The following is a 21310-nucleotide window of genomic DNA, read 5'->3' as shown; positions in this document are numbered from 1 at the left end:
CCTCCGCTCAGCCCCGGTACACCGGGTAGCGGGTGCACAGATCGAGCACCTGGCCCTTGACCCGCTCGATCACTGCGGTATCGCCACGCCCGTCGATCACGTCGCACATCCAGCTGGCGAGCTGGCGGCACTCGTCCTCGCCGAAACCACGGGTGGTCACCGCCGGCGTGCCGACACGGATGCCCGAGGTGACGAAGGGCGATTGCGGATCGTTGGGCACCGCATTCTTGTTGACCGTGATGTTGGCCGCGCCCAGCCAGGCATCCACGTCCTTGCCGGTGAGCCCGGCTTCGATGAAGCTGACCAGGAACAGGTGATCGTCGGTGCCGCCCGAGACCACGTCGTAGCCGCGCTCGATGAACACCTGCGCCATGACCTGCGCATTGCGCACCACCTGCTTCTGGTACTCGACGTACTCGGGCTCCATGGCCTCCTTGAAGGCCACCGCCTTGGCAGCGATGACGTGCATCAGCGGACCGCCCTGGATGCCCGGGAAGACCGCGGAGTTGAGCTTCTTCTCGACCTCCTCGTTGGCGCGCGCCAGGATCAGGCCACCGCGCGGACCACGCAGCGTCTTGTGCGTGGTGGTGGTGGTGACATCGGCGATCTGCACCGGGCTGGGATAGACTCCGGCAGCGACCAGGCCGGCGATGTGTGCCATGTCCACCATCAGCCAGGCACCCACGCTGTCGGCGATCTCACGGAATCGCTGCCAATCGACGATGCGCGAATAGGCGGAGAAACCGGCCACGATCATCTTCGGCTTGTGTTCCCGGGCCAGACGCTCGACTTCCTCGTAGTCGATCTCGCCCGTCTCGGGGTCCAGGCCGTACTGCACCGCGTTGTAGATCTTGCCCGAGAAGTTGGGCCTGGCTCCGTGGGTCAGGTGACCACCGTGCGCCAGCGCCATGCCCAGCACGGTGTCTCCCGGCTGGCACAGCGCCATGTACACCGCGGCATTGGCCTGCGAGCCCGAATGCGGTTGCACATTGGCGTAGTCGGCGCCGAACAGGGCCTTGGCACGGTCGATGGCCAGTTGCTCGGCGCGATCGACGTATTCGCAGCCGCCGTAGTAGCGCTTGGCCGGGTAGCCCTCGGCATACTTGTTGGTGAGTACCGACCCCTGGGCCTCCATCACCCGCGGGCTGCAATAGTTCTCCGAGGCAATCAGCTCGATGTGGTCTTCCTGACGGCGCTCCTCGTCCCTGATGGCCCGAAAGAGCTCATCGTCGTAACCCTCGATCTTCATGGACTTGTCAAACATCGCTCGATCACCTCGGCAAAAACTGGCAGGAAGCCAGGAATTCTAAACGAAAAAGGGGCTGCGAACGCAGCCCCTCGTGAAGATGGGGTGGGTAATGGGACTCGAACCCACGACGACCGGAATCACAATCCGGGGCTCTACCAACTGAGCTATACCCACCATCGAAACCTGATTGTCCACCGACCTGGCCACGCCGTGGTTGGCTGTATTGTACTGGCACGCCCGGCAGGATTCGAACCTGCGACCCGCGGCTTAGAAGGCCGCTGCTCTATCCAACTGAGCTACGGGCGCATGTTCTGCCCGCCTGGGACGAAAACCACCGGGGTCAGCTGCCCAATCTGGTCGGGCCAAACCTGGTCGGGGTAGAGGGATTCGAACCCCCGACATCCTGCTCCCAAAGCAGGCGCGCTACCAGACTGCGCTATACCCCGAGGAACGCGCCTCGCGGCGAAGGCGGAAGATCATACGTCCCGACCGCACGGGGGTCAACCGGCATCCCGCTTTTCCCGGTCACCCGAAACCATCGGACTGCGTGGAAGGAAACAGCAGATCCGGCGATGGTTCAGAACAGATCGACCTTGCTGGCGCCGGTATCCACTGAACCCAGCATCCGCTGGTAATAGGTTTCTTCCAGCTCTCCCAGCAGGGTGATCACGCGATCGCTGGCATCTTCCATCTCTTCCAGTGCCGCCAGGCACCCTTCGTTATCGCCCGCCTGGCGTGCGCGCAACGCCCGCGCCCCGGCTTCATGCACCACGGCATGGGGCTCGTCGAGCTGCTGATAGACCGGCGAACCGGCAAGCTGGGCACCGTCACCCTCGAAATACCACTTGCCCAGCCGGCAATGATGGTGGCTGGCGAAGTCATCGGGCGACTTGTCGCTCTTGCCGGCGAGCACCTTGTAGATCGCCAACTTGTAGAGAATGTGATCGAGCTTGACCACCTCGATGAAGGCGCCGGCCGCATTGCGGCTGATGGTCTGGATCATGCCCTGCGAAAGATAGGTGACTTCGCCGATGACGTCGTTGATCTGGTCGGTCTGCTCCAGCATGCGCGAGCTGGCATCGACCATGCCTTCAAAGCCGGCCTTGGTCTCGTCGGCGTAACCGGTCACCCGTTGCACGTGGTCCTTGATGCGATCGGTGGCGTCCGCCGTCTTGGCCGCCAGGCTGCGTACCTCCTCTGCCACTACCGCGAACCCCCGGCCCTGTTCTCCTGCCCGTGCTGCCTCGATGGCGGCATTGAGTGCCAGCAGGTTGGTCTGGTCCGAGATCTCGGCGATGGTGTCGGTGAACTGGTGGATCGCCTGTACCGCCTCGTCGAGATTGTTGACCGTCTCCTGCCCGCTGGCGGCAGAACGCGCCACCTCCTCGACCTGGCTGCGGACTGCCTCCAGGAAGACCGTGCTCTGGCTGAACAGCCGCGAAGACTCATTGAGTTGCTTCTGTTCATCCAGCAGGCGCGCCGCCCCCTGGCCCGCCTGATTGCGAATGTCATCGAGGGCCCTCTCGGATCGCAGGGTGAGAGCGGCCTGGTGTTCCACGCAGTCACACCAGGCGACTTTACGCTGCCCGTCCTCGCGTTCCTGTGCCAGCGCCGCCTCCACTTCCGCCAGCCGGGCGCGCAATGCCTGGTTCTCGCTTTCCAATTCGGCCATCCTTGCCTGCTCCTGCTCCAGACGTTTCCGGGTCCTGCCAAAAGCAAACATGGTCTCATGCACTCCCAGTCGCCGAACGGATATCTCGCTGCTACCCAGAGATTAACGACCCCTTTCTGCCGGACTTTAGGGAGCCTCCGGCCGAGTTTCTCCCTGGCTTGCGGGGACACGATCAGGACGAGACGAATACAGGCCTGAACTCCCCTTCCGGGGCTCCCCCACACGCGGGACAGGGAAAGAGAGTACTTTTTCAGCGGCCTCTCTAGACGCGAAGTCTCCATGCCGGAAACAACAGCACATCTGGTATGATTTCCGGCCTCTATCCGAGCAACCCGGCAGAACGACAAGGTCCCATGAGTGCCCAGATTCTCGATGGCAAGGCCATCGCTACCGACGTGCGTGAACAGGTGCGCCTGCAGGTCGAACAACGCGTCACGGAGGGACAGCGTCCCCCCGGCCTGGTGGTGGTACTGGTCGGCGAAAACCCGGCATCCCAGGTCTATGTGCGCAACAAGCAGCTGGCCTGCGAGAAGGCCGGCTTCAAGTCCGAACTGATCCAGCTCCCCAACGACACTTCGCAGGAAGTGCTGCTGGAGCTGATCGACGGCCTGAACGCGCGCGACGACGTGGACGGCATCCTGGTACAACTGCCGCTGCCGGTGCAGATCGACGAACACGCCGTCACCGAGCGCATCCACCCGGACAAGGACGTGGACGGCTTCCATCCCTACAACATCGGGCGGCTGGCGCTGCGCATGCCGGTGCTGCGGCCCTGTACCCCCAAGGGCGTGATGACCCTGCTGGCGCACACCGGCGTCGAGCTGGAAGGAAAGGACGCCATCGTCCTCGGCCAGTCCAACATCGTCGGCCGACCGATGCTGCTGGAACTGCTGGCCGCGCGCTGTACCCCGACCATCTGCCACAGCCGCACCCGCGACCTGGCCGACAAGGTGCGCCAGGCCGACATCGTGGTGGCCGCCGTGGGCGTGCCGAACTTCGTGCAGGGAGACTGGATCAAACCCGGTGCCATCGTCATCGATGTGGGCATCAACCGTCTGGACGACGGCTCCCTGTGCGGCGACGTGGACTTCGAGGCGGCCAGGGAGGTCGCCGGCTGGATCACGCCGGTGCCCGGCGGCGTGGGACCCATGACCGTGGCCACCCTGCTGGAGAACACCCTGCAGGCGGCGCAGCTCCACACCGGAACCTGACCAGGCAACACCCTGACAGGGTGATTCAAGCTTTCAACCCGAGTTTTCGAAGACCCATGGCCCAGTACATCTTCACCATGAACCGCGTCAGCAAGATCGTGCCGCCCAAGCGGCAGATCCTGCGCGACATCTCCCTGTCCTTCTTCCCCGGCGCCAAGATCGGCGTGCTCGGCCTCAACGGCGCGGGCAAGTCCACCCTGCTGCGCATCATGGCCGGCGTGGACACCGACTACGAGGGCGAGGCCCGGCCACAGCCCGGCATCAAGATCGGCTACCTGCCACAGGAGCCGCAACTCGACCCCGAAAAGGACGTGCGCGGCAACGTCGAGGAAGCCCTCGGCGAGGTCAAGCAGGCGATGGACGAGTTGGAGAAGGTCTACGCCGCCTACGCCGAGCCCGACGCCGATTTCGACGCCCTGGCCAAGCGCCAGGCCGAGCTGGAGAACATCATCCAGGCCGCCGACGGGCACAACCTGGAGCGCCAGCTCGAGGTGGCCGCCGAGGCGTTGCGCCTGCCCCCCTGGGATGCCGATGTGACCAAACTGTCGGGCGGCGAGCGCCGCCGCGTGGCCCTGTGCCGGCTGCTGCTGTCCAAACCCGACATGCTGCTGCTCGACGAGCCGACCAACCATCTCGACGCCGAGTCGGTGGCCTGGCTGGAGCGCTTCCTGCACGACTATCCCGGTACCGTGGTGGCGGTGACCCACGACCGTTATTTCCTCGACAACGTGGCCGGCTGGATCCTCGAGCTCGACCGTGGTCACGGCATCCCCTGGGAAGGCAACTATTCCTCCTGGCTGGAACAGAAGGAAAAGCGCCTCGAGCAGGAACAGAAGGCCGAGCAGGCACGCATCAAGGCCATGAAGCAGGAACTGGAATGGGTACGCTCCAACCCCAAGGGGCGGCACGCCAAGTCCAAGGCACGTCTCAAGCAGTTCGACGAGCTGCAGAACCAGGAATTCCAGAAGCGCAACGAGACCAACGAGATCTACATCCCGCCGGGGCCGCGCCTGGGCGATCTGGTGATCGAGGCCAAGCACCTGAAGAAGGCCTACGGCGACAAGGTGCTCTACGAGGACCTCAGCTTCAACCTGCCGCCGGGCGGCATCGTCGGCATCATCGGCCCCAACGGCGCGGGCAAGACCACCCTGTTCCGCATCATGACCGGCGCGGAACAGCCCGACGACGGCGAGCTGCGCATCGGCCCCACGGTGAAGATCGCCGCGGTGGACCAGAGCCGCGACGCGCTCGACCCGAACAAGACCGTCTGGGAGGAGATCTCCGACGGCCAGGACATCATCACCGTGGGCAACTACCAGGTGCAGTCGCGCGCCTACTGCTCGCGCTTCAACTTCCGCGGCTCGGACCAGCAGAAGAAGGTCGGGGACCTCTCGGGCGGCGAGCGCAACCGGGTGCACCTGGCCAAGCTGCTCAAGTCGGGCGGCAACCTGCTGCTGCTCGACGAGCCGACCAACGATCTCGACGTGGAGACCCTGCGCGCGCTGGAAGAGGCGATCCTCGCCTTCCCCGGTTGCGTGGTGGTGATCTCGCACGACCGCTGGTTCCTCGACCGTATCGCCACCCACATCCTCGCCTTCGAGGGCGACTCGAAAGTGGTCTGGTTCGAGGGTAACTTCGCCGACTACGAGGAAGACAAGAAGCGCCGCCTCGGCGAGGACGCGGTCAATCCGAAGCGCATCAAGTACAAGCGCATCGACGCCTGATGCGACACCCTGACAGGGACGTGGACCCTGTCAGGGTGCATTTGTGGTCCTTCAGGCCCGCACGTCCTCGGGTTCGCCCAGGAAATACCCGCGTCCACCGTCGATGCCGGTCTCGCGCAGACGCTCCCATACGGTCCCGGACTCGACCGCCTCGGCGATCACCCGCAACTCGAGGCCATGGGCGATGTCGGTGACCGCGTGCAGGAAGAAGGTGTCCTTCGGGTCCTGCTCCAGATCGCGGGTGAACGCGGCATCGATCTTGAGATAGTGCACCTTCAGCTCGCGGAGGGCGGCAAAGGCGCTGAAGCCCTTGCCGAAATGATCCAGCGAGAACTCGACCCCGAGCGGCGCCAGCCGGTCGATCCATTCGCGCAGCCGTTGCGGGTGCGCCTGGGCCGTGTATTCCGCCCATTCCAGCACCAGCCGGCGTGCCACTTCGGGGTGGGCACGCAAGGTCTGCTCTACCCAGTCGAGGCATTCCACCTCCACCAGGCTGCCGGAGGACAGATTGATCGCCAGCCGCTCCTCGCCGAACACCCCTGACAGGCGCTCGCAGACCTCGGTGACTACCCAACGATCGATGCGCACCGCCAGACCCAGCGACTCGGCCACCGGCACGAAGACGCCAGCCGGAACGATGGCACCTTCGTCTTCCAGATCGATCAGCCGCAGGAACAGTTCGCGGTGCAGCAGCGTCCCATCGGCGGCGTAGACCCCCTGCGCCTGCATCTGGAAGAAGCCCTTGTCGAGTGCACGCTCGATCGCTTCTCGCCATTGCGTGGCCGAACGCGTGACACAAGCGGAACGTGCCGATTCGAGCACGACCCAGGAATTGCCCCCGGCCTGGCGGGCCTGACGCAGCGCAAGGTCGGCCTGTGCCAGCAACTCACCCACCTCCTGGTCGCGATACATCACTCCACCCACCTGCCCCACATCGTCCGGCAGTCCTTCCTGCACGGCACACAGGCCACCGAGTGCCGCCGCGATACGCGCTGCCAGTTCACGCAGCCGCGCCTCGTCCAGGCCTTCGCACAACACGGCAAAATCGGCGCCGGCGACATGCGCCAGGGTCGTTCCCTCGAGGCCGGCGGTCTCCTGGCGCAACAGATCGGCAACCGCCACCAGCAGCTGGTCACCTGACTGGTAACCGCGGGTATCGTTGAAGGCCTTGAAATCGCGGATCTGCACCAGCAACAGGCCGCCCGCGCTCTGCTCGTCGGCCAGACGGCTCTCCAGCACCGCCATGAAGTGCCGCCGGTTGGCCAGCCCGGTCAGGGCATCGGTATAGGCCTGCTCACGCAGGCGCTCGGCCAGGCGCTCGGCGTTGTCCAGCATCTGCCGGACCTTGGTCGACAGGCGGTTCATGGCCTCGACCACGCGTCGGAACTCCAGGGTGAAGGGTCTCTCCTCGACAACCGGGAACTCGCGGTTGCAGATCGCCTCGGCCTGCCATTCCACCTTCTTCAACGGTTGCAGCATCCAGCGCAACAGGACAAGCGCCAGCAGCAGGAGGCCACCTGCCGCCACGAAGAACCAGACCAGGGTATCGACGGCCGTATTCCACAACTTGCGGTAGGCCAGCCCAGGATGACTGACGACACGCACCTTGCCCACCTGGTGCCAGCCCGACATCATCACCGCGCTGCCCTCGGGGGGGTGCAACGGAAACAGGTCCATGAACCACTGCGGCACCTCCGTCCGGAAATCGGCGCGACGTTCGACCAGCACCCTGCCATCCAGGTCTTCGATGCGAATCGACAGATAATCTCCCCGGTGCGCCATGGCGTTCACCATCGAGGTGAACATCGCCTGGTCGCCACTGGCCACGTGGGCAGTAGCGCTCAGGCCCAGCGAGGTGGCTGCGTCCTGGGCGTGCGAGGCCAGCTGGTTCTCGAGATAGTCGCGGGTGTTGTGCACGCTGATCAGAAAGGTGCCCGCAAACAGCAGCAGCACCAGGGTGGTGATCAACACGACCAACTGCTTGGACAGACTCATGAATGTGCTCCCATCTGCTGGCGCAGCTTCTTCTGAAACGCCTGCCAGCGCTTGATCCGGTCGGAGCCACCGACCTTGCGTCCCTCGACCCGGTTGACCGCCAGCCACAGGTCGGCGCCGTTGAAGCTGTAGACCGGTACCAGGTCGGTACGCTTGCTGGCCGGTTCGATGCGATCGATCAGGTTGTCCAGGATGAAGGGTTCGGCATCCGGTGTCGGATAATAGGCCAGCACCATGTGGGCCCGCCCGATCTCCACCGCCTTGACATAGGTGATGCGCAAGCGTTCCTCCGGGACCCCCATGCTCACCAGGGTGAAATACTTCGACAGCGCATAATCCTCGCAATCGGCCGCATTCAGGCCCAGCACCTCGAACGGCGTGGCCCAGTAGTCCTTCTGATCCCAGAGCACGTCGTCCTCATCGTACCGTACCTGGTTGAAGAACCGGTTCACCACCCGGATCTTGTCGATCTCGGCATCATTGAGATGGGTCTCGACCAGGCGTTGCAGCCGCTCGACCCGCAGGCGCGCCTCGCTGCCATACTCCTGCTCCACCCAGCGGTACAGTGCCTCGTTGAACATCAGCACCTGCGACTGGGAACCCGCCCAGGTGAGCAGGCACGCCAGGACCGCCGCCAGCCACCAGCGAATGGCAGCGGCCTCCACGGACAATGGCGGCAGGGTTCGGGCGATCGCACTCATCATTCCCCTCAGCGGCAAGAATCCCCGCGACTTGAGTGACCGACGCTGCCGCACGGGGGCGATTCCGTTAGAATCACGCCGTCTTCAACTGCCCGATCGAGCCGACATGCGCGTATCCCGATTCCCCCTGCAGACCCTGAAAGAAGTCCCGGCCGACGCCGAGATCCCCAGCCACCGCCTGATGCTGCGCGCGGGCATGATCCGCAAGCTGGCCTCCGGCCTGTACACCTGGCTGCCCCTGGGCCTGCGCGTACTGCGTAAGGTAGAGACCATCGTGCGCGAGGAAATGGACCGCGCTGGCGCCCTCGAGGTGTTGATGCCCGCGGTGCAGCCCGCCGAGCTGTGGGAGGAGTCCGGTCGCTGGTACAAGTACGGCAGCGAACTGCTGCGCTTCGAGGATCGGCACGGCCGCCCGTTCTGCTTCGGCCCCACCCACGAAGAGATCATCACCGACCTGGCACGCAACGAGCTGCGCAGTTACCGCCAGCTGCCGGTCAACTTCTACCAGATCCAGACCAAGTTCCGCGACGAACGCCGCCCGCGCTTCGGCGTGATGCGCGCCCGCGAGTTCCTGATGAAGGACGCCTATTCCTTCCACCTGGACGACGAATCCCTGGCCGAGACCTACGAGGTGATGCACGCCACCTACTGTCGCATCTTCGAGCGCTGTGGCCTGGAGTACCGTCCCGTCGAGGCGGATACCGGCAGCATCGGCGGCCGTGCCTCGCACGAGTTCCACGTGCTGGCCGAGACCGGGGAGGACGACATCGCCCTGTCCGACGGCGGCTACGCGGCCAACGTCGAGCTGGCCGAGGCCCTGGCGCCCGGGGAGGCCCCGGAGGCACCGACCGAGGAAAAACGCCTGGTCGACACCCCGAACGCGCGCACCATCGACGAACTGGTCGAGCAGTTCGACGTGCCGATCGAGCGCACCCTCAAGACCCTGATCGTGCGCGCCGCCGAGGACGCCGATGCCGAACTGGTGGCACTGGTGCTGCGCGGCGATCACGAGCTCAACGAGATCAAGGCCATCAAGCACCCGCTGGTGGCCGACCCGCTGGTGATGGCCGACGAAGAGGCGATCCGCGCCGCGGTCGGCGCCAGCCCCGGCTCGCTGGGCCCGATCGACCTGCCGATGCCGGTGATCGTGGACCGCGCCGCAGCGGTGGCCAGCGACTTCACCTGCGGCGCCAACCAGGACGGCAAGCACTGGTTCGGCGTGAACTGGGAGCGCGACCTGCCGTTGCCCGAGGTGGCCGACCTGCGCAAGGTGGTCGAGGGCGATCCCGCGCCCGACGGCAGCGGCCCGCTGCGCATCGTCAAGGGCATCGAGGTCGGACACATCTTCCAGCTCGGTCGCACCTACAGCGAGAAGATGAACGCCACCGTGCTCGACGAAAACGGCAAGTCGGTGGTGATGACCATGGGCTGCTACGGCATCGGCGTCTCGCGCGTGGTCGGCGCGGCCATCGAGCAGCACCACGACGACCGCGGCATCCTCTGGCCGACCGCGCTGGCACCCTTCGAACTGGCGCTGATCCCCATGCAGATGCACAAGTCCGAGACCGTGCGCGAAGCGGCCGAGCGGCTCTACGCCGAGCTACGGGCCGCGGGCATCGACGTGCTGTTCGACGACCGCGACGCCCGCCCGGGTGTGATGTTCGCCGATGCCGAGTTGATCGGCATCCCCCACCGCGTGGTGGTGGGCGAGCGCGGCCTGAAGAACGGCGAGGTGGAATACCGTGCGCGGACTGCCGAAGAAAACGAAATGATCCCGCTGGAACGCTTCGTGGACTTCATCCGCGAACGCATCGAGCGTGAACGCAATCAGGGGGAGTGACAGCACGGTTCGGCCGGTGAGGTTCGGCCCGAGGACGGGCCTCCTACAGGCAGGAGCGGCTTCCCCGCCGCGAACCATCCGCCGCGCAGGTTCGGCCCGGGGACGGGCTTCCTACAGGCCATGTGGGAGCGGCGTCCCCGCCGCGAAGATTCGGTCCGCCCCCCAGATCACCCGCAGGAGCGGCGTCCTCGCCGCGAACGCCCCCTCCCGACAACATAACAAGAAGTCGATCAGCCCTCGGCCAGTTCGATGATGGCGACCACCTCGTTGCCACACCCGCGATACTCGAGGCGCTCGAAGCTGATCATGCGCGACATGGCGATGCCGCGTCCGTGAGTATCGAAGGCACGGGCAGGGTCCATATCGAGGTAGGCCTGCCAGTCGAATCCATCGCCTTCGTCGGTGATGGTGATCTCGATGGCCTCGTCACCGCGCAGGTAACAGACCTCGACCTCCCTGGCCCCGAGTACCGGATCTTGCAGGCGGGAAGTCACTTCTTCTTCCCAACGGTGCTCCTCGCGCAGCACGCTCTTCTCGTCGTAGGTGATACCCAGGTTGCCGTGTTCGACCGCGTTGATCAGCAGTTCGGACAGGCCGATCACCACCTTGCCGGGTTGCGGACAGGCATTGGCGAGCATGGTCGCGAGGTCGCGCGCCGACTCCAGGGTACGAAACCGGAAGCGTGCCTCGTGCAACAGCCCGAAGGTGCGGCTGGCCATGCTCGACTCTTCCTGCATGCGCCGGTAACGCATGCGGTCCTCGATGGCGGTACCCAGCACGCTGCGCAGCAGGTCCTCCTCGAAGGGCTTGGTGAGGTAGTACCAGGCGCCGGCCTGGATACCCTCGAGGATCTCGTCGTGCGCGGCCAGCGCGGTCTGCAGGATCACCGGAATACTCTGCATCACCGGGTGTGCCTTGATGCGCGAGAGCACTTCCATGCCGTTCATGCGCGGCATCATGCGATCGAGAATGACCACGTCATAGTAATCGGGTGCGGCCTCCAGCTTTTCCCAGGCCTCCTGACCGTCCTCGGCGGTATCCAGTTCGTAGCCGCCATCCTCGAGATATTCCAGCAGAATCTCGATATTGAGCGGCTCATCATCGACGATCAACAAGCGGGGTGTATGACTCATGATGACTTCCTGCGTTCCTTGCATCATTACTCTATCGGCAGGCACAGGTAGAACCGCGCCCCACCGCCAGGGGCGTTCTCGGCCCAGACCCGAGCGCCGTGCGCCTCGGCAATTTCACGACAGATCGCCAGCCCCAGACCGGTCCCCCCCATGTCCTTGGGGCTGCCGCTGCTCTGCACGAACTTGTCGAAGACCTGTTCCAACTCGCCTTCGGGGATTCCACACCCCTGGTCACACACCGCCAACTCGAGCGCCGGGATCGTTGCCTCTCCGGCCGTCAGGGTAGCGCGACGCACCCTCAAGGTGACCGTCCCACCCCGCGGCGAGAACTTGAAGGCATTGGACAGGTAGTTGCGCACTACCTGGCCGATGCGTTCCGGATCCATGAGGCAGGGGGGCAGATCGGCTTCCGACTCGTAGACCAGGCGCAATCCCTTGCTGGCCGCCAGGGCTTCGTACTCTTCCAGTACCGGACGAATCACCTCATCCAGCCGCGTCTCCTGCAGATGATATTCCAGGCGGCCCGCCTCGGCCTTGGCCAGATCCAGCAGGTCGTTGATCATCTCCAGCAGGCGCGAGCCGGCAGTATGGATCCGCTCGAAATACTGCAACAGCTTCTCGGGCGGCGCTCGGTCGTATTTCTTCTTGCCGAAATCGGCATAGCTGAGGATGGCATGCATGGGTGTACGCAGCTCGTGCGACATGTTCGCCAGAAACTCCGACTTGGCCCGGTTGGCGCGCTCGGCCTGCTCCTTGGCCTCTCGGATCTCGCGCACCTGCTCCTCGACCAGTTCTTCCAGGTGCTCGCGGTGGGCCTGCAGTTCCGCGTCGATGGCCTTGCGCTCGGTGATGTCACGCAGGATGCACAGAAAGGCATCGAAGCCACTGTTCGCCCCGTTCTCTTCGAGGGCATCCTCGGCAAAGTCGTCGAACAACACCAGGTCATTGCTGGCGATCTCGGCAATCGACACTTCCACCAGGCGGCGCTCACCCGAGGACCGCAATGCCACCAGCGGATTCGCGTACTGGTCGGGCGTGTTGCGCACGTGGTACGAGAGATAGGCCGGTACGTTGCCGGCGAATTCTTCGGGCAGGTCGAACAGCTGCTCGCCTTTCTGGTAGAGCACCTCGATCTCGGCCACGTCGAACAGGTGCTCGGCGGCGCGGTTGAACAAGCCAATGGTGCCATCCCCCTCGAAGAGGATGATGGCATCCGAGGCATTGTGCAGCAGCGACTGCATGCGTGTCTGGGTACTGACCAGCTCGGTGCCGGCGGCGGTCAGTTGCTCGACCTGGGCACGCAGCTGCTCCACTTCCGCGCAGCGGTCGGCGTCTCCGGATCGATGCGATTCGGTACGTGAGGTGTCCTCGCCGATTCGGCTGACTTCCATACGCATTTCGTGAACAATGGGACCTGCGGACAGTAGCGGCAGGCCCACCCAGGTCTTGAGACACATTTGACAACGGCCCTGTCAGGGGTAAAACTCGCGCGCTGTTTTCTGTCAGGACACATCATGAGCAGACAAGAAAGTTTCGATCGCGAGGCGCTGCTGCGCTGCGGCCACGGCGAGATGTTCGGCCCGGGCAATGCCCAGTTGCCGGTGCCCCCCATGTTGATGATGGACCGAATCAACCTGATCTCGGACGAGGGCGGCAAGTACGACAAGGGCCAGATCATCGCCGAACTCGACATCCGGCCCGATCTCTGGTTCTTCGATTGCCACTTTCCCGGCGACCCGGTGATGCCCGGCTGCCTGGGCCTGGACGCCATGTGGCAGTGCGTGGGTTTCTTCCTGGCCTGGATCGGCAACCCCGGCCACGGTCGCGCACTGGGCGTGGGCGAGGTGAAATTCACCGGCCAGGTGCTGCCGACGGCGAAGAAGGTCACCTACTATCTGGACATGAAGCGGGTGATCTCGCGCAAGCTGGTGCTGGGCATCGCCGATGGCCGCATGGAAGTGGACGGTCGCCAGATCTACGAAGCCAACGACCTGCGCGTGGGCCTGTTCACCTCGACCGAGGGATTCTGAGCGGCCAGGAAAAACTTGCCTTCGCGGCCTTTGCGGTGTCCTGTCGCGTCCTTGGGCCGAACCATTCGCGGCGGGGACGCCGCTCCCACAGGTGGTGCAACAGGCCCGTCCTCGGGCCGAATGTTCCCGGCGGGGATGTTCACCTGTAGGAGGCCCGTCCCCGGGCCGAACCATTCGCGGCGGGGACGCCGCTCCCACAGGTGGTGCAACAGGCCCGTCCTCGGGCCGAATGTTCGCGGCGGGGACGCCGCTCCCACACGGCCTTCAGGAAGCCCGTCCCCGGGGTCAATCGAGATCGTTGACCAACGATTTGCGCACGTTCTCGGGGATCTGTTCGACCGTGTAGGTGTAGTTGGGGTGGTCGATACCCATGGCCACCGGCGCGCCCTTCTTTACCGCCTCGACCATTTCCGGCGTGAGTTCGAAGCGCAGGAAATGCACCGAGGAGGTCTTCTCCTCGTCCTCGCGCTCCAGGTCCTCATCGGCGATGGGGGTGACCCGCGGCAGGTCGCCGATCTGTATCCAGACGTGCTTCTCGATGCCCAGCAGACGCTTGAGCTGTTCCCGACGCTCGTTCTCGTCGGGGTACTCCATCATGAAGGTCGCCTTCCAGTTGCTGCCGTCGGGGATCAGCGGGTTGTAGGCATCGAGTTCTTCCTGGATGCCCTCGGCCTCGAAGATACGCTCGATACGCAGCATCTCCTGGATCTGATACTGCATGGTCAGGGCGTCTTCGAAGTACAGGGTGGCATTGGGGCCAATGGGCACCCGCCGGTCCTGCTTGTGGGCCATCACCCGGGCACGGAAGTCGGGGCGTACCTCGGCGTACTGTTCCAGGCTGTAGAGATCGTCCCGCGTCAGTTGGTGTTTCATCGTCTTCTCCTGCTCTGATTCAGATGCCATAGGCCAGGCGCAACAAGCTGATCGGGTGCTCCGGCTCGCTGCCATCCCCCAGACCATTGGCGATCTGCTGCCCGGCCATGGCGCAGTCACTCGAATAATGATCCGGCTGGGCCTGCTTCACCTTGTTGTATACGGGACGGCCGATCTTCATCGAGGCGGCGTGGAATTCCTTCTTCACCGCGTAGGTACCGTCATGGCCGGAACAACGCTCGATGGTCTGGATCTCGGTGCCCGGAACCAGCGACAACAGCTCGCGGGTCTTGGGGCCGATGCGCTGTACCCGCTGGTGGCAGGCCGCGTGGTAGGCGATCTTGCCCAGGGGGTTCTTGAAATCGGTGTTCAGCTTGCCGTGCTTGTGGCGCAACATCAGGTATTCGAAGGGGTCATAGATGGCATCGCGCACCTTGGCCACCTCGGGGTCGTCGGGGAACATCAGCGGCAGTTCCTGCTTGAACATCAACACGCAGGACGGCACCGGCGCCACGATATCCCAGCCTTCGTCCACCAGCCTGGCGAGCACCGGGATATTGACCTCCTTGGCTTCGGCGACGGCCTCCAGGTCGCCCAGCTCCAGCTTGGGCATGCCACAGCAGCGTTCCTTCTCGGCCAACGTGACCCGGATGCCATTGTGGCGCAACACCGCCACCAGGTCCTCGCCGGTCTTCGGATCGTTACGGTTGCCATAACAGGTAGCAAACAGGACCACCTTGCCGGTGGTCGGACCAGTGGGCTCCGCGCCCTCGCCCGTATCGGGCTGGATGCGTGCACGCAGCGGCTTGCTGTGGAATTCGGGTAGCCGGGCGTCGCGGTGCACGCCGAAGGTGTTCTCCAGCAGCTTGCGGAAACCGGCATTGCGGTTGAGCGTATTGACCACGCCGGCAACGACGGGGATACCGGCAATGCTGCCCAGGGCATCGGTGCTGGTCAGAGTGCGATCACGCAGCGAGGCACCCTGCTTGCGGTACTTGACCGCCTTGGCCTGCAACATCAGGTGCGGAAAGTCCACGTCCCACTCGTGCGGCGGGACATAGGGGCACTTGGTCAGAAAACACAGGTCGCACAGGTAGCACTGATCGACCACCTTCCAGTAGTCGTCCTTGGCTACTCCGTCGACTTCCATGGTGTCGGATTCGTCCACCAGGTCGAAGAGCGTCGGGAAGGCATTGCAGAGGCTCACGCAGCGGCGGCATCCGTGACAGACGTCATAGACGCGCTCGAGCTCGGTGAACAGCTTGTCCTCATCGTAGTAGTCGGGGTTGCGCCAGTCGATCGGGTGCCGGGTTGGCGCCTCGAGACTGCCTTCTCTGCTAGCCGCCATTGCCGTGTCTCCTCAAGTAATACGGAAAAAAGGGGCCTTGCGGCCCCTTTGTCATCCGAGCCGGGGCTCAGGAATCCAGAGCGTCGAGTGCCTTCTGGAAACGGTTGGCGTGTGAACGCTCGGCCTTGGCCAGGGTCTCGAACCAGTCGGCGATCTCGTCGAAGCCCTCTTCGCGAGCCGTCTTGGCCATGCCCGGATACATGTCGGTGTACTCGTGGGTCTCACCAGCGATGGCCGCCTTCAGGTTGTCGGCGGTGCCGCCGATGGGCAGGCCGGTGGCCGGGTCGCCGACCTCTTCCAGGTACTCCAGGTGACCGTGGGCGTGGCCGGTCTCACCCTCGGCGGTGGAACGGAACACGGCGGCCACGTCGTTGTAACCCTCGACGTCGGCCTTGGCGGCGAAGTACAGGTAACGACGGTTGGCCTGAGATTCGCCGGCAAAGGCCGCCTTCAGGTTTTCTTCGGTCTTGGAACCTTTCAGTGACATGGTGTTTCCTCCATTTGCTTCAATTGAACCGGTGGATTCCGGTGCTAGCGAAGTCAAATATAGGGGCGCCAATGGCACAAGGGAAATTGTTTATCCCAATTCGAACGATAGGCCTGGCCTATCAGCGAGGCCGAAGTCAGGACATCGTGGGGAGACGGGACATATCGACCGGCCGGGTACAGCTCAGCGGCGCCGAGAGAATGGCCTCGCGCACCGCATTGACCGCCTCGGGCCGGGGGAAACTCTTGCGCCATGCCAACGCCACGGTACGGCTGGGCGGAGTCCCGGCGAAGCGACGGATCTGCACCAGGCGCTCCGAGAACCGCTCGGCACCGGTGGCAGTACAGGGCAGCACCGTCACTCCCAGGCCACTGGCCACCATGTAGCGGATGGTCTCGAGCGAACTGCTCTCCAGGGCCTGTCGCGGTCGCCCGTCGGCGCTCTTGCCCAGGCAGTCGGGGCAGACCTCGAGCACCTGGTCACGGAAACAGTGACCGGAACCCAGCAGCAGCACGTTCTCGCGGCTGAGCTGCTCGATGCTGACCTCCTCCTGCTGGTTGAACGGATGCGAGCTGGGGATCAGCAGCGTGAAGGGCTCCTCGTAGAGCGGCAGGGTACGGATGCCCGGCTCGTCAAGGGGCAGGGAGATGACAATAGGGAGATGACAATGATGTCCAGGTCGCCCTGCTTGAGCTTCTCGCACAACACCGCTGTGTAATTCTCCTCGACTACCAGCGGCATCTGGGGAGCGGTCTCGGCAAGCTGCGGGATCAGGTGCGGGAGCAGGTAGGGCCCGATGGTGTAGATGGCCCCCAGGCGCAGCGGGCCGGCCGGCGAGCTGGTCGCGCCCCTGCAGGGCGATCTGGCGAAGGCCGGCGACCTCCTCGAGCACCCGCTGGGCCTGGCTGACGATCTGCTCACCGATGGGAGTGATACTGATGTCACCCTTGCGCCGCTCGAACAGGCTCACGCCCAACTCTTCCTCGAGTTTGCGCACCGCCACGCTGAGCGTCGGCTGGCTGACGTGACAAGCCTCGGCCGCTCGTCCAAAGTGACGTTCGCGAGCCACGGCGACGATGTAACGGAGCTCATTGAGCGTCATGCATCCCCCCTGGATCCAGACCTCCGGCCACCCGAGCAATCCGGTACAAGCAATGTCTCTGGGGCTCTTGACATGACTGGGGCATCCCCGTCGCAAAGGAAAAGCGAAATTCAAGGGCAAGTTTGCCCATCGGGCGGGAACTTGCTCACACTTCCGGCCAACGCCGGCTTATTGGCCCGAAAGCTCTGGGCTACTATAACCTGAAACCGGAGCAGAGAAGGACGCGCGTGTCCCACGGCAACCCCTCCATACCTGCCAGCTTCCGCAGGGCTCGTGAACGTGACCTCCACAAGGTCTCGTTGCCACCCGAGTGCCTGAAGGTCCTGCAGATCACCGACACCCACCTGTACGCCGACACGAACTCGAGGCTGTTGGGCGTCAACACCATGGACAGCTTCCGCAATACCATCACCACTTTCCGTCACACCGGCTGGCGACCCGACCTGGTGCTGGCTACCGGCGACCTGGTACACGATGCCAGTCCCGAGGGCTACCAGCGCCTGGCCCAGCTGCTCGACGAGTTCGGCTGCCCGGTCTATTGCCTGCCCGGCAATCACGACCTGCCCGATGTCATGCGCAAGCACCTACGGGGCAGGCATGTCTCCTGTCCCCAGGTGGTCGATCACAAGGGATGGCGGCTGGTGCTGCTCGACTCGGTACTCGCCGGCCAGGTGGGCGGGCACCTGGCGGAATCACAGCTCGAGCTGCTGGATGGTGCCCTGCGCGAACATGACGGCCCGGTGCTCGTCAGCCTGCACCACCAGCCCGTCCCGGTGGGCAGCCACTGGATCGATGACATGGGGCTGGACAACGCCGACGCCCTGCTCAAGCGCGTCACCGCCCATCCCCAGGTCAAGGGCCTGCTGTGGGGACATGTGCACCAGCTCTTCGACAAGCGCCTCGACGGCATACGCCTCCTGGGCACCCCCTCGACCTGCGTGCAATTCACCCCCTCGGTGGACGAGTTCAGTGTCGATCAGCAGCAACCGGGCTTCCGCCTGCTGGCGCTGATGCCCGACGGCGAGATCCTCACCGAGGTATTGCGCGCCCGCCACCTTCCGCACGGGCTGGAAGTGGCCTCCGCCGGTTACGAATAGTCTCTACCAGAAGACGCGCACCGGCAGGCGCCGCCCGGCCAGTTCGACATGCAGCGCCTGCGCAGCTTTCAACGCATCCAGCGTCGCCGCGTCCACCCACAGGCGTACCCGAAACTGGTGATCGTCGGCCAACACGAGCAACTCCGGCACCGCCAATGTTCCGTTCACCGCCTGACCCGGCCGCGCATCGACCCGCACCACCAGGCCATCGAACGGCGCCTCGAGCAGGCCAATATGCGCCACGACGCGCTCGTGTTCGGACAGCACGGTCCGCTCGTACAGGTCCTCGGCACGCTCGAATTCGCGTTGAGCCTCCTCGAGCCTGGCCTGCGCCAGTTGCAGACGCCCCCGCGCCGCCGCCAGATCGGCCTTCTGCGCCCGTCGGTCCAGTGCCAGCAGCAATTCGCCGCGGCGTACCCGCTGCCCGGGGACGACACGAACTGTCTGGATCACTCCAGGCTCGAGTACTCCCAGGGTTACCTCACGATTCCATTCCAGGGTGCCGACCAGTTCCCCCGCCCACGACAGGGGGACGATGCCCAGCCACAACCATACCAACGACAGCCAGCACATACGCCGGACATTTCCCGGTTTCATGGCAGATCCTCCAGCAGCTCTCCGGTCATGGCCCGCAGACGGGCCTCGTTGAGGGCCCAGTCGAAGCGGACCTGCGCCGTCTTCAGACGCACCTCCGAGATTCGCACCATGGCATCCCCCAGGTCGGTCTTGATCTCCTGCTCGTACAGGGCGCGACTGCGATCGAGATACAGGTCACGATAGTCTTCCTCGCCCTGCAGGCTCTTCAGTTCTGCGGCCAGGGTCTCGCGCGCCAGCCAAGCCTCCAGCGCCTGCTGCCGCACCTCCTGCAAACCTGCCTGCCAGGCCGCCTGCGCACGGGTCAACGCTGCCTCGGCCCGAACGACGGCCGCCTCGCGCCGCCCGGCATCGAGCAAGGGCCATTCGACGTGCACCCCCCCGGCCAGCGGGTGGGTGGAGCCGGTGCGGCGATGCCAGGCGCCGGCCTCGACCCGCGCACTCAGTACCGGGCCCTGGCTGGCCCGCGCCGCCGCCAGCGCCGCGCGTGCTGCACGCAGCTCGGCAACCAGCGCCCGCAGGCGGGGATGACGCTCGCGCACCTGGTCCCAGAAAGTCTCGAACGTTTCGCCGGATGGCGCCTTCACTTCGATGTCCGGCATCACCAGTTCCGAAGACAGCTCGCCGGGACGTCCCAGGACCAGCGCCAGGCGGGAACGCGCGGTACGCTGCCGCGCGGCACTGCGCAGCTGGGCACGGTGGGTCTCCTCGTAACGGCTCTCCAGCGCCAGCAGGTCGAGATCCGAGAGCTGCCCCAGCTCGTGCCGATCACGCCCCCGGTCCAGGCGCACATAGGCCACGGACATGGCCTCGTTGTCGCGCGCAAAGGCCAGATCGGCGAGCAGGACATCGTAGAAGGCCTGCATGATGGCCAGCGCCTGTTCCTGGCGCGCCGCGCGCACCCGCCACTGCCCGGCTTCCAGTCGCGCCTGCGCTGCCGTTTCCCGGGCCGTGGAATATCCGGCATCATAGAGCCGCTTCTCCAGAAGCAGGTGAGCCCGGCTGTCGTTATGGTCCTGATTCGTCGCCAGCGATGAAGGCTGGATGAGCCGCAACTCGCCCCCCAGCGTCAGGTGCACTCCCTCCAGCGCCGCGCTCTCGCGCACGGCGGCCACGGCTGCCAGCGATAACGCGCCCAGCAAGCACGGACCCAGCAGACACCACCAGCGCATACTCAATGCTCCCGCTTGCGCATCCGTCGCTTGTAGCGTGCGAACGATTCCTTCCGGTAGGCCTGTTCCACCACGTAACGCCCCAGTAACAGGAACTCCTTCTTGTCGCGCGTGGCGCCGGTGTAGCGTGCCCGTCGAATGTACTTGCCATCGAGATCGAAGAAGGCGAAAACCGGCGTCGCGCGCACTCGGTACTGGCGGAAGGCGAAGTCTTTCATGGTCGTGGAACGCTCCTGAAAATCGACCACCTCGACGTCCCCCTCGATATCTATCGCGATATTGATGAAATGCTGCCGAAAGTACTCCTGCACCTCCGGTTGATTGAGCACCGTCTGGCGCATACGGTGACAAAACGGGCATTCATCCATTTCGAACATGATGAGAATGCCCTGCTTGCCCTGCTCGCGGGCATTGGCCAGTTCCTCCTTCAGGTCCCAGAAGGTCTCGTTGAAGAAATACTGGTCGGGATCGCGGCCCGGCTGGGCCAGCGCCGTCCCAACCAGCAGGCAATACCACAACCACCCGACCAACACGCGTTTACCGAACCGACCCACCGTGCTACCCCCTGGGCGCGCGCTCCGCGCTCGCCTGTTCTTCGTAATGTTCGATGAAATCCTCGATGTCCTTGGCGGACACTGGCCCCACCTGGCGCGCCACCACCTTGCCCTGGGGCGAGATCAGGTATGAGGTGGGCAGGCCGCGAATGGGGCCGAGCAACTGGTCGTGCTCGGGACGCGCGCCCGCCAGCAGGATGGGATAGGACAGGAACTGCTCGTCCACGAAGACGGCGAGTTCCTCCTTGCCGATGTCCTCGATGTTGACCCCCAGCACTACCCGCTCCCCATCGGAGCCCGCGTAGAACGATTCCAGCTCCGGCAGCTCCTCGCGGCACGGCGGACACCAGGTGGCCCAGTAGTTGACCAGCACCCACTTCCCCCGGTAATCGGAAAGGCGATGTACCTTGCCGTGCAGATCCGGCAAGGCGAAATCCGGACTGGCCCACGCCACCCCCGCCAGGCACCAGACCAGCAACACCCCCAGGGGCCAACTCCTACGCAATCTCTTCATCGGGGATCCCCCAT

The 21310-nt window shown here is 64.6% G+C and carries 18 protein-coding genes, 3 tRNA genes and 1 pseudogene; 5 read left to right on the top strand and 17 right to left on the bottom strand.

Annotated features, from left to right (window positions below):
• Positions 1–7 precede the first annotated feature (7 nt).
• The 5 genes from glyA to EBS_RS14750 form a co-directional block, all read right to left on the bottom strand.
• Positions 8–1264 (bottom strand): serine hydroxymethyltransferase, encoded by a 1257-nt coding sequence (gene glyA, locus EBS_RS03990; RefSeq protein ID WP_043107461.1) that lies wholly within the window; start codon positions 1262–1264, stop codon positions 8–10.
• 83 nt (positions 1265–1347) lie between these two features.
• Positions 1348–1423 (bottom strand) — tRNA-His (locus EBS_RS03985).
• Between the two features lie 55 nt (positions 1424–1478).
• A tRNA-Arg gene (locus tag EBS_RS03980) sits at positions 1479–1555 on the bottom strand.
• A gap of 63 nt (positions 1556–1618) precedes the next feature.
• Positions 1619–1695 (bottom strand) — tRNA-Pro (locus tag EBS_RS03975).
• A gap of 131 nt (positions 1696–1826) precedes the next feature.
• Positions 1827–2921: a methyl-accepting chemotaxis protein gene (locus tag EBS_RS14750; RefSeq protein ID WP_052199277.1), complete on the bottom strand. Its 1095-nt coding sequence runs from the start codon at positions 2919–2921 to the stop codon at positions 1827–1829.
• A 353-nt stretch (positions 2922–3274) separates the two neighbouring features.
• Between EBS_RS14750 and folD the strand changes: the two genes are divergently transcribed.
• Both folD and ettA read left to right on the top strand, forming a co-directional pair.
• Positions 3275–4132 (top strand): bifunctional methylenetetrahydrofolate dehydrogenase/methenyltetrahydrofolate cyclohydrolase FolD, encoded by an 858-nt coding sequence (gene folD / locus EBS_RS03965; protein WP_043107460.1) that lies wholly within the window; start codon positions 3275–3277, stop codon positions 4130–4132.
• A gap of 56 nt (positions 4133–4188) precedes the next feature.
• On the top strand, positions 4189–5856 hold the full coding sequence (gene ettA / locus EBS_RS03960) for an energy-dependent translational throttle protein EttA (protein ID WP_043107457.1): 1668 nt from the start codon (positions 4189–4191) through the stop codon (positions 5854–5856).
• A gap of 51 nt (positions 5857–5907) precedes the next feature.
• On the opposite strand, the gene EBS_RS03955 is transcribed toward ettA, so the two are convergent.
• Both EBS_RS03955 and EBS_RS03950 read right to left on the bottom strand, forming a co-directional pair.
• Entirely contained in the window at positions 5908–7851 is a 1944-nt protein-coding gene (locus EBS_RS03955) for an EAL domain-containing protein (protein ID WP_043107455.1), read from the bottom strand.
• A complete protein-coding gene (locus EBS_RS03950; protein ID WP_070104758.1) occupies positions 7848–8552 on the bottom strand; it encodes a transglutaminase-like cysteine peptidase in 705 nt (234 codons plus the stop codon). Before EBS_RS03950 ends, EBS_RS03955 begins: the two co-directional genes overlap by 4 nt.
• Before the next feature lie 106 nt (positions 8553–8658).
• Here EBS_RS03950 and EBS_RS03945 point away from each other — a divergent pair, with 106 nt between their 5' ends.
• Positions 8659–10392: a proline--tRNA ligase gene (locus EBS_RS03945; RefSeq protein ID WP_043107453.1), complete on the top strand. Its 1734-nt coding sequence runs from the start codon at positions 8659–8661 to the stop codon at positions 10390–10392.
• 230 nt (positions 10393–10622) lie between these two features.
• Here EBS_RS03945 and EBS_RS03940 read toward each other — a convergent pair whose 3' ends face one another.
• Positions 10623–11525, bottom strand: a complete 903-nt coding sequence (locus EBS_RS03940) for a response regulator (RefSeq protein ID WP_043109193.1) — start codon at positions 11523–11525, stop codon at positions 10623–10625.
• A gap of 26 nt (positions 11526–11551) precedes the next feature.
• Positions 11552–12916: a PAS domain-containing sensor histidine kinase gene (locus tag EBS_RS03935; protein WP_171816175.1), complete on the bottom strand. Its 1365-nt coding sequence runs from the start codon at positions 12914–12916 to the stop codon at positions 11552–11554.
• 123 nt (positions 12917–13039) lie between these two features.
• Here EBS_RS03935 and fabA point away from each other — a divergent pair, with 123 nt between their 5' ends.
• Complete coding sequence (gene fabA / locus EBS_RS03930; protein WP_043107450.1) at positions 13040–13555, top strand: 3-hydroxyacyl-[acyl-carrier-protein] dehydratase FabA; 516 nt, start codon at positions 13040–13042, stop codon at positions 13553–13555.
• A gap of 285 nt (positions 13556–13840) precedes the next feature.
• Here fabA and EBS_RS03925 read toward each other — a convergent pair whose 3' ends face one another.
• The 4 genes and pseudogenes from EBS_RS03925 to EBS_RS03910 all read right to left on the bottom strand — a co-directional run bounded on the left by EBS_RS03925 (position 13841) and on the right by EBS_RS03910 (position 17365).
• On the bottom strand, positions 13841–14428 hold the full coding sequence (locus EBS_RS03925; RefSeq protein WP_043107448.1) for a DUF3501 family protein: 588 nt from the start codon (positions 14426–14428) through the stop codon (positions 13841–13843).
• 19 nt (positions 14429–14447) lie between these two features.
• Entirely contained in the window at positions 14448–15776 is a 1329-nt protein-coding gene (locus EBS_RS03920) for a heterodisulfide reductase-related iron-sulfur binding cluster (RefSeq protein ID WP_043107447.1), read from the bottom strand.
• Between the two features lie 67 nt (positions 15777–15843).
• On the bottom strand, positions 15844–16263 hold the full coding sequence (locus EBS_RS03915; RefSeq protein WP_043107446.1) for a rubrerythrin family protein: 420 nt from the start codon (positions 16261–16263) through the stop codon (positions 15844–15846).
• 136 nt (positions 16264–16399) lie between these two features.
• A pseudogene (locus EBS_RS03910) lies at positions 16400–17365 on the bottom strand (hydrogen peroxide-inducible genes activator).
• A gap of 227 nt (positions 17366–17592) precedes the next feature.
• Between EBS_RS03910 and cpdA the strand changes: the two are divergent.
• On the top strand, positions 17593–18462 hold the full coding sequence (gene cpdA / locus EBS_RS03905; RefSeq protein WP_171816174.1) for a 3',5'-cyclic-AMP phosphodiesterase: 870 nt from the start codon (positions 17593–17595) through the stop codon (positions 18460–18462).
• Between the two features lie 3 nt (positions 18463–18465).
• On the opposite strand, the gene EBS_RS03900 is transcribed toward cpdA, so the two are convergent.
• The 4 genes from EBS_RS03900 to EBS_RS03885 are packed head-to-tail and all read right to left on the bottom strand — an operon-like array spanning position 18466 to position 21296.
• Positions 18466–19059, bottom strand: coding sequence for an efflux RND transporter periplasmic adaptor subunit (locus tag EBS_RS03900; protein WP_148307642.1), 594 nt, complete (start codon positions 19057–19059; stop codon positions 18466–18468).
• A complete protein-coding gene (locus tag EBS_RS03895; protein WP_081999800.1) occupies positions 19056–20228 on the bottom strand; it encodes a TolC family protein in 1173 nt (390 codons plus the stop codon). The genes EBS_RS03900 and EBS_RS03895 overlap by 4 nt, the downstream gene beginning before the upstream one ends.
• A 2-nt stretch (positions 20229–20230) precedes the next feature.
• Positions 20231–20758 carry a thioredoxin family protein gene (locus EBS_RS03890; protein ID WP_231892841.1) on the bottom strand — a complete coding sequence of 176 codons (528 nt, stop codon included), beginning with the start codon at positions 20756–20758 and terminating at the stop codon, positions 20231–20233.
• A gap of 28 nt (positions 20759–20786) precedes the next feature.
• The gene (locus EBS_RS03885) at positions 20787–21296 is read right to left on the bottom strand and encodes a TlpA family protein disulfide reductase (protein WP_043107441.1); all 510 of its coding nucleotides are present in this window, start codon (positions 21294–21296) and stop codon (positions 20787–20789) included.
• Positions 21297–21310 lie beyond the last annotated feature (14 nt).

The organism is endosymbiont of unidentified scaly snail isolate Monju (genome assembly GCF_000801295.1).
Lineage (GTDB): Bacteria > Pseudomonadota > Gammaproteobacteria > Chromatiales > Chromatiaceae > MONJU.
Note: the sequence above shows the minus strand (reverse complement) of the source record. Positions and strands in the feature narration are given on the sequence as shown.